The 8,529-nt window shown below is 61.1% G+C and carries 5 protein-coding genes and 1 pseudogene; 4 read left to right on the top strand and 2 right to left on the bottom strand.

Annotated elements, in window-relative coordinates:
- Positions 1 to 222: 222 nt before the first annotated feature.
- Positions 223 to 1,346, bottom strand: a pseudogene (locus ABWU19_RS13615) (integrase core domain-containing protein).
- 62 nt (positions 1,347 to 1,408) lie between these two features.
- Positions 1,409 to 2,242, bottom strand: coding sequence for an IS982 family transposase (locus ABWU19_RS13610; RefSeq protein WP_435902210.1), 834 nt, complete (start codon positions 2,240 to 2,242; stop codon positions 1,409 to 1,411).
- A 92-nt stretch (positions 2,243 to 2,334) separates the two neighbouring features.
- On the opposite strand from ABWU19_RS13610, the gene ABWU19_RS13605 reads away from it, so the two are divergent.
- The 4 genes from ABWU19_RS13605 to ABWU19_RS13590 all read left to right on the top strand — a co-directional run bounded on the left by ABWU19_RS13605 (position 2,335) and on the right by ABWU19_RS13590 (position 8,388).
- On the top strand, positions 2,335 to 2,973 hold the full coding sequence (locus tag ABWU19_RS13605; protein ID WP_435902209.1) for a helix-turn-helix transcriptional regulator: 639 nt from the start codon (positions 2,335 to 2,337) through the stop codon (positions 2,971 to 2,973).
- Positions 2,974 to 3,332: 359 nt separating this feature from the next.
- Complete coding sequence (locus ABWU19_RS13600; protein ID WP_435902208.1) at positions 3,333 to 4,067, top strand: ABC transporter permease; 735 nt, start codon at positions 3,333 to 3,335, stop codon at positions 4,065 to 4,067.
- A gap of 26 nt (positions 4,068 to 4,093) precedes the next feature.
- A complete protein-coding gene (locus ABWU19_RS13595) occupies positions 4,094 to 7,123 on the top strand; it encodes a lantibiotic dehydratase (protein ID WP_435902207.1) in 3,030 nt (1,009 codons plus the stop codon).
- Complete coding sequence (locus tag ABWU19_RS13590; RefSeq protein ID WP_435902206.1) at positions 7,120 to 8,388, top strand: lanthionine synthetase C family protein; 1,269 nt, start codon at positions 7,120 to 7,122, stop codon at positions 8,386 to 8,388. Before ABWU19_RS13595 ends, ABWU19_RS13590 begins: the two co-directional genes overlap by 4 nt.
- Positions 8,389 to 8,529: the final 141 nt, after the last annotated feature.

Here is an 8,529-nt window from a genome sequence, read left to right as displayed (position 1 = left end):
AATCCCCCCGCCCCAGGGCCGTCTATGGCGGTGGTCAATCGGCTCCAGCTGACGGTCCGCACCAGCACCAGGCTCACTACCAGCTGGGCTATGAACACCATCCGCTGGCGGTGGATTCGCCAGTGCGGGGACAAAAACTCTATCAAAGTAGTATCATTCAAAGCAACCGCTCCATTACCGTGTCTCAGGCAGAAACACCTTACAGGAGCGGCCTGCTTTTGCCTACTCGGGGTTTTGTCGTGTACTTAGGTTATACACACTTTCAGGTCGGTTGGTCAAGGGGGTGTAGTCGGTCAACACATTTGAGACTCTGTGGGGACCGCCTCCCCCCGTATTCTAGCCAGGTACTCTAAAGGGGCCAGGCCCCCCAAGGCCCGGTGGGGTCGCCGGCGGTTGTAGTGGTCCAGGTAGGCGTCAAGCTCCCTTTGGAGCTCGGGGATCTGTGAAGGCAACGGTCGTGTGTAGAACTCATCCCTAAAGGTCCGCTGCATCCGCTCCACGTGACCATTGAGCTTGGGGCTCCTCGGAGGAAGAACGAAGAGCTTAACGCCCAAACGTTCACAGACCTCCTCAAAATCGGACATAAACTCGCTGCCCCCATCCACCTGCACCGCACGGATAGGAAAAGGCGCTCGCACCATCAGGCGGGCAAGAAAGCTGGCCGCCAGGTTGGCCGTGGCTCGGGTGTGGACTTCCGCAAGGGAGAAACGGGTGAAGAGGTCGACGGCCGAGAAGTGCTGGATCGTCTCCCCAGGGCCCAGGGTCACGGTGAGGGTATCCACCTGGATAAGGTCGCCAGGGTGACCCACCTCGTATCCCTTGGGCTTCCTTTGCGCATAGGGCCTCCTGGGTCTTCGCCCCCCCTTCCCCCGCCGGGCCTGGGCCAGAAAGGCGGCTACGCTTTCCACGCGGCCGTGTGCTTCCAGGTAGGCCAGGATCCGCCCCACGGTGCGTTCGCTCACCCCAAAGCCTCGCTTCCTCAAACTCCACCAGATCGGCCAGCGGCCCCAGGTGCGGTTTTGTCTCCGCAAGTCTTCGATTGCGATGAGGAGTTCGGAGGTCCAGTGCACCTTCCGCCGTAGGCGTCTGGGTCGTTTGGGTTTCGGAAGAAGGCCTTTAAGCCCTTGGCCCTTGAGCCTTCTCCGCCAGCGGTAATAGGTGGCCCGGCTGATCCCCACCAGGGCCTGGATCTCGGGCCAGCTCACCCCGTGCTTCCTGAACGCCTCCACCTGCTTGAGCTTGCGTAGCCGTTCCTGGACCAGGGGGTCGCTGGCTCCGGCCGCTCCCAGCTCCTGGGCCTTCCTCGCTCCTTGCCATATCGCTTTGCCAACCGTGGTAAGCTGCACTTGGGGGACCTCCTTCAGGAGTCGGTCCCCCTCTTTTTATCCCACCTGGGGCTTCTAGAGTCTCACATGTGTCCGTCCAGGTTCAGGAGGCTGAGGTTGTGGGCCAGGACGAAGGAGAGGACCTTGATGACGAAGCCCCTTGGGGTCACGGCATGGATGCGCTTGGGGAACATGGTGTGGAGCATGCTGCCCACCGTCTCCACCACCCTCCGTCCCAGGATGGCCAGGTACGGCATCCAAGGCAGGTACCTGCGGCTATTCCGCCGGCGGATGACCATGGGCACCACCCCCTGGGCCTCCCCAAGGAGGTCTTCGTAGAGGTGACTCTCGTACCCCCGGTCCAGGTAGAGCCTTGCCCCCTCGGGCAGGTCTAGGGGAAGGAGGAGAAGGGAGCTCAGGTCATGCAGGCTCCCTGGGCTCAGGTTCACCTCGTGGATGAACTTCTTCTCGTCCACTAGCAGGTGGAGCTTGAGCCCGTGGAAGTAGACCCGCTGGCTGGGGATGAAGCCCCGGTAGACCTTCTCTGGGAAGAGTTTTGAGCGGGGGGCGCGGATGTTGGCGCAGGCGGGGAGGGGGAAGGTGTCCAGGGCGTAGGCCTGGGCCTGGTGGAGGTTTTTCCAGGCCTGGGAGAGGAGGTGAAGGAGGGGGAGGAGGAGGGGGTAGAGGGCGTGGAGCCTGCGGTTGAAGCGGCTTGGGGAGGGGAGGTGGCGGAAGAGCTTGAGGTCTTTGGCGAGGGCCAGGGCCTTGTTGTGCTTGCCCCCAAGCTCTAGCGAGGCAAAAAGGGCCAGGGTGAGGATGGCGCTGGAGGGGACTTGGGTTTGGGGGTGATCCTGGTGGCCCAGGGCCTTGAGGGCATCGTCTATAATGCAGAAGGCCGCTATGACTTTGCTCAGCATAGCGGCCACTATTTTTTCAGCTCCGGGGATAGGTGGCAACTTGGGTAAACTTAATCCAGTGCTGATATAGTGGTAAAACCTACAAACCGACCATGACACGCTCAGTATTCTGGGAACAGAACAACCTGCCGACCTGTATCCCATCCCCTTCGCGGCATACCAGGATCCAGCTAATGTCATGCCACAGCGGCCTTCCCTTGTTCCAACGCTATGGCCAGGAGCTTCTCGAGGAGTTCGGCTTAGCCGATGATCTGCACTTGGTCATTGATGCCCCATGGGGTTTTGCCTACTGGGCATTCCTCGAATTACCCCGCCCGGTTCTGATCGTGACTGGCTGTACTGCCCTCCATTACCTGCGAGATCTGATGGATCGGAAGCCCGAGGGCCTAATCTCCGAGCCCAATGGGCCAGTGCAATTGGATGTGGTCCTCCGCCGAATAGCAACAGGGGAACGCCTCTACCAAGGGCCATCGCTTGATGATGAAGTCCTTACGCCCCGCGAGCGCCTGGTGCTTCGCTTTGTGGCCTTAGGCTGGTCGAACGATCGGATCGCCCGGACCCTGCAGGTCTCTCACCGGACGATCTATAACTGGGTGCACAGGTTGAAGGACAAACTCGGCCTGGAGAATCGGGCTCAGCTCGCTTTATACTATTTCGGCTTACTCCCTTACTGCCAAAAGTGGGACCGCCCCGAGCTGAGCCAGGGTAAAAACTCACCCGTAGCCGGATGAGTTTCTTTGTTGAAATGCCTCGACTTTAGCGGCTAAGCTTGATCTTGCGGGATACCCCAATCCCAAAAAGCAGCCCGCTGACTGGAGGTGTGTATGGCAAGTGCAGCCCTTGACCCTTTCGACCCGGCTAGTCTCGACATCAGGACCAGCGCCTCAATGAGTACAGGCGCGATCAGTCCGCAAACCACCGCGCCCTGCGTAACCATAAGCCTGCGCAGCTTCCTGTGTTGTGTGGTCACCATCACCTTGCTGGCCTGTGCCCAGGCTGAGGAACCGCAGGCTTGAGCACTGCTTTGGGACCCATGCGATCGCATGGGTCCCAGTTTTCATCTCAAAGCAGCGTTCTTGAGGGTTCAAGCATGATCGCGCCGAAGGGTAACCCCTACTATTTGGAAGCCAAATACGCCCTGCTGCAGCAACTGCGCATTCCCGGACAGTTCATCGGCGTCCCGCTCGGCGGCGTGGCCGCCTACGGGCTGCTCCTCCTGCTAGGCCGCGACCTCGGGGAGGATTTCCTCATCCGCTTCGCTGCCTTAGGGGTTATCAACGTAGGACTGCTCGCGGTGGGAATAGGGGCTGCCTCGGAACGCGCCCAAGGCTGGATCCGGCTGCGCCAGGTAGCACCCATGCCGCCGCTGGCTTTTTTCCTGGGAAAACTCTCCACCGGAGCAGCCATGGCCGCACTGACCGCCGTAGGTGTACTCCTGGTGGGGCTGGTTTTCGCTGGGGCTTCCTTACCCTACTACGCCTGGGTTTTGCTGCCGCTGGCGCTGGTGCTGGGCAGCCTGCCCTTCACCGCTTTGGGCCTGGCCGCCGCCTATCTCGTACGGCCGAACTCCGCCCAGTTGCTCATTGCCTACACCGGGGCACTCCTCCTTTTTCCGGTGTTTCTGCCTTTGCTTTCCCTCCCGGAGTGGGTCCAGGCCATCTTCACATACCTTCCGAGTACACTCCTGATTGACCTGGCGCTCGGCGCGGCAGGCTTGGCGCTACCCTCGCTTGTTTCCTTCGCGTTGCTGGCTGCGTACACCGCAGCCTTCCTGTTGCTGGCTGTGTGGCTTTATAGCCGCGATGAGGGGAACACCTTCGGGTGAGCTGGGGGTGCATGGTGCAAGGAGCCATGGTGCGTATCCCGTTGCTCCCCGTCGAGGGGTATCTGCAGGCGCTATCTGCTCCCGGGGGGCTCGCCAGCCACCTGCTGGAAATCCTGCGTGACCCGGTTTTCCTGGAGGCGTTGTGGCTGGCGAGCCCCAGCCTGGCGCGCGAGGCCGAGCGTTGGCGAGACGGAGAGCAGTCGCCAAGTACACCTCTGTTGTTAGGGCTGTTGCGTTACCTGATCCGGGCTACCACGCGGCCCACCCCGTTCGGGCTATTCGCTGGGGTGGCGTTCGTACCGATTGGGGAGCAGACGCAGCTGCGGCTCGGTAAGCTCAGCAACCATCAGAAGCGGGCTCGGCTGGACTATAGCCAAACGCTCACCTTTGTGCAGGCCCTCGAGCGTGATCCGGTGTTGCATCCTGAACTCAAGGTCTACGCCAACCCGGCGCTGTTGCGCTGGGGCAGTTGGATTCGGGTCACCTGCCGGGATGGCTACGGCCGGGGCCAAGACCCAGGACAGGCCTGGATGCGCCTCACTGATCCGGTGCGAATGATCCTCGAGTACACAGCCCAGCCCGTCCGGTACGGCGATGTAATACGTCGACTAAAAGAGTGTTACCCGCAGAGTTCGGAAGTCGACATCGACCTCTTCTTGCTCAAGCTGTTGGATGAAGGCGTGCTCCTGAGCACTCTACGGCCTCCCCTTACTGATGCAGAACCCCACTCATATCTCGTACACATGGTTCCGCCAACCTCCGCACTCAGTGAGACGACGGAACAGCTGTTTCGGACCTCGAAACTCATTCACGAGCTTAGCACAGAAGTTGGGGAGGGCACCGAGACCCTCAAAACCCTTTACGACGAACTCGGCCTGCAACGGGGGGATCGACAACATCTGATTCAGGTGGACCTCGGACTGAGCCTAGAGGCGGCCAGCCTGTCCCACCAGGTAATTGCTCCCCTGCAGAAGGCGGCCCGGCTGCTGGCTCGGCTATTCGGCACCCGCTCACCTGCCGAGGCCCCCCTCCGCGAGTATGCGCAAGCGTTTCTAGAACGGTATGGGCTGCGGGAGGTGCCCCTGCTCGAGCTGCTGGATGAGGAGCTCGGGCTGGGGCCACCACCCGGCTATCACAACCCCTCACCCCACCGTCCATGGGCTGGGCCAACACCGCCAGAGCTTCGCGAGATCTACATGATGCTAGCAGAACAGGTTTCCCTGTGCCTAAAAGAGGGCCGACCCGATCTGGATCTCGAAGGCATTGCCCTGCCTCAGGGCGAACTTGAACCAATTCTACCCCCCGCAGTTGAGGTTTTTTTCAGCATCCACGAGAAGGACGGAACACCGAGTCTGGTCATCGGCCCAGCGGGGTTTGTCGCCGGTAGAGGTGGGGTCTTCGGCCGCTTCGCTCACCTGGATGAACGCTTTTATCAGATGCTCAAGACGCTGGCTCAGGAAGAGGTATGCCGTCATCCTAACTATGCTTTTGCTGAGGTCGTCTATTCTGACCGAGTTGGCCATCACACCAACGTCGCCCTACATCCGAGCCTCTACCCTTATCAGATTGCGGTTCAAGTCACTCCTGGCGTTCCCATCGAGCGGCACCTTCCGCTTGGCGAGCTGCTGGTCGGGGTGGATGGGCAACGATTTTATGTCTACTCGCCCAGCCTCGACCGTATTGTGCTGCCTCGGGCTCCCCACGTGCTCAACCCCCAACTTGCGCCTAACCCGGTGCGCTTTCTCCGAGAAGTCGGCGATCAAGGGATTCCGCTTATACCGCCATGGCAGTGGGGTCCTTTGGCCACCCTGCCTTTCCTGCCGCGGGTTCGGCAAGGTCAAGTAGTACTGGCCCCGGCCCGCTGGAGGCTCCCCCGGCCGCTGCCGCGAGACCTCGAGGCCTTAGACAGCTGGCGAGCGCGCTGGCAAGTGCCCCGCTACGTCTACATCGGCAACCACGATAATCGGCTGCTGTTAGACCTGGATCACCCAGCCTGCTTAGAGCTACTTCGCCGAGATGCGGCGGAATATGTCGAGGAGGCTCCCGACCCCCGCTCGGCCTGGGTGACCGGTCATGGCGGCCACTACCTGCATGAGTACATACTCCGGCTGCCGCTCGGGTCAGCTGAGGAGTCGCACCCCCAGCGGGCGGCGAGATTTGTGCGGGGCCTTGACCCTGTCCGGAGGATGCGCTTTCCGGGACAGGGGGTCACCTACCTCAAGCTGTACGGCCCAGCCACCTTCCAAAACGATCTGCTCTTCGCCTTGCAGCAACTCCTGAAGGAGTGCGGCTCCCCCAGCTGGTTCTACGTGCGCTACCAAGACCCTGACAACCATCTGCGGGTGCGCATCTTCAGCAATGAGGGTGAGCTGATGGATCGTTTCAGCCAAGAGGCCCAGCGCTACGCCGACTACGGGTTCTTGCGGCGTTGGTGTATCGACACCTACGAGCCGGAATTCGAACGCTACGGTGGCGAGAAGGGTCTGGCCGTGTGCGAGGAGATCTTCTGCCTCGAGACGCACGCGCTGCTCGAGCTGCTCACCCTCAAGCCAGCCTTGCCGCTCGGTGAGCTGGCGCTATGCTCTATAGATAGCCTGCTGGAGGGACTGAGCATGAGCGCCAAGGATCGCTACAATCTGTACCGTAGTCTGGCAAAGGCGCATCTACAGGATCTTGGCCAAAAAGGCAAAGAAAAAACCCGGCAGTGGCGACGGGAATTTGGCCACGCCCGACCCCGGCTGTGGCAATTGATGGCTTGGTGCCGCGGGAGCGCGGTGGGATCGGAGCCACTAGCCGATCAGCTGGCCAACTGGCACCGCGACTTCAAGACTCGGCTCGGCCCTCCAGCCCGGGCGCTACAAGACCTGGAGCAAGGGCAAGAGCTGCTCTACCCCTTAGGTCACGTCGTGGCCAGCCTGATTCATATGCACGCCAACCGCCTGGGCCTATCCCAAGAAGAGGAGTATCGCGTTATACACTTTCTCTATGCTTTATACGACGGCTTCCGGCACTACATCCCGACTACGCTCCCCCTTGAGGCTTGGGAAAAGGCATGAAACCAGACTTTCCCTGGGTTTCCCCAGCAACAACCGTAGCTGCGGAGGTCCTTGCACGGCTGTCTGACCGAAAAGCTGTCCTCGCGGCAGTCGAGCGGCTACCACCGGTCAAGGCAGGCGAAGCTCGCCCCCGGTGGGATCCTGCCAGCGTGGGCTTCGGTGATGCCGGTTTAGCTTGGACGTTTGCCCACGCCGCGCAGGCAGGGTTGAACCCGAGCTGGGAGCAGACGGCCCGGCACTACCTTGACCATGCCCTTGATCACCCCGCCACGTCGGTGGGATTGCTCACAGGCTTGGCAGGCTTGGCCTGGGCGGATTATAGGCTGAATGGGCTGGCGCGGCGGGCGATAAATACCCGACTTTTCCAAGGCGTAAATGCTTTGCTCAAGGAAGCCCCCCTTAATGGGGGAGTCCATCCCACCGTTTTCGACGCTACGTATGGGCTTGCCGGGGTGGGTCGCTACTTGTTGAATCTAGCTGCCAGGGATACGGATGCGGAATACCTCCTGCGCAAAATCTTGCGCAAACTCGTGGTTTGGAGTCAGCGGATTGCGCCTGAAGGGTTTTTCACCCCCGCCTGGGCGGTGCGCTCCTTCGAGCTCGCTGATCGCCCCGAGCTAGCCCAGGGCTATCTAGATCTCGGGCTGGCCCACGGGATTCCCGGCCCGCTGGCCTTATTGGGGCTCGCTTGGGGTTCGGGCTTGCGTGAGCCAGGAATGGAGCAATCAGCAGGGCTATTGGTACGGCGCATACAGCAGGCTCTGCGTGAGACCCCCTATGGACCAGACGTGCCCTATCGCCGCCTCCCGATCCTGCAACAAACCTCAGGACCCTCCCGCACAGCCTGGTGCTACGGAAACCCCGGCGTGGCCCGCGCCCTCCAGTTGGCAGCCAGGGGCTTCGCCCGACCCGATTGGGCAGCGCTGGCTTGCGAACTCGTCCGCTCGGCGATCAGGCGTCCCGCTGAAATACAGGGGCTCACAGCGCCGACCTTCTGCCACGGGCTGGCCGGCTTCCTGGCTGTTTTGCTTCACTTCGCCACTGACCTCCCCAATGATGAGTGGAAAGGGGCGGTAAACGAGATAATTGATCGGATGCTTGCTCACTACGAACCCGACACGACATTTGGTATTCGGAATCAGGAGGAAAAGCTGCCCGCCGTGGATGATCCAAGCTTGCAGACAGGTGCCGCTGGCGCTGCCTTAGCGCTGCTGGCCGCGTCAGGGACGTTGGAGGCTTGGGACGCGGTTTTCTTGATGGCGTAGGGGGCGCGATGGGAGACAGTATCCTGGTTTTCAGAGGGGTCAGCAAAGCTTACGGGGATGTGCGGGCGCTTGAAGAGGTGAGCTTGACGCTCGTGCCAGGAGAAAAGGTGGCCCTGTTGGGGCCTAACGGATCTGGAAAGA

Source organism: Meiothermus cerbereus (assembly GCF_051297115.1).
Lineage (GTDB): Bacteria > Deinococcota > Deinococci > Deinococcales > Thermaceae > Meiothermus > Meiothermus cerbereus_A.
The sequence above is the reverse complement of the archived record's forward strand: the minus strand, read 5'-3'. Positions and strand labels throughout refer to the sequence as shown.

What these genes read in the sequence shown, in the direction of transcription:
- ABWU19_RS13610 (WP_435902210.1), bottom strand. Translation starts at nt 2,242, where the DNA reads ATGCTGAGCAAAGTCATAGCGGCCTTCTGCATTATAGACGATGCCCTC.
- ABWU19_RS13605 (WP_435902209.1), top strand. Translation starts at nt 2,335, where the DNA reads ATGACACGCTCAGTATTCTGGGAACAGAACAACCTGCCGACCTGTATC.
- ABWU19_RS13600 (WP_435902208.1), top strand. Translation starts at nt 3,333, where the DNA reads ATGATCGCGCCGAAGGGTAACCCCTACTATTTGGAAGCCAAATACGCC.
- ABWU19_RS13595 (WP_435902207.1), top strand. Translation starts at nt 4,094, where the DNA reads ATGGTGCGTATCCCGTTGCTCCCCGTCGAGGGGTATCTGCAGGCGCTA.
- ABWU19_RS13590 (WP_435902206.1), top strand. Translation starts at nt 7,120, where the DNA reads ATGAAACCAGACTTTCCCTGGGTTTCCCCAGCAACAACCGTAGCTGCG.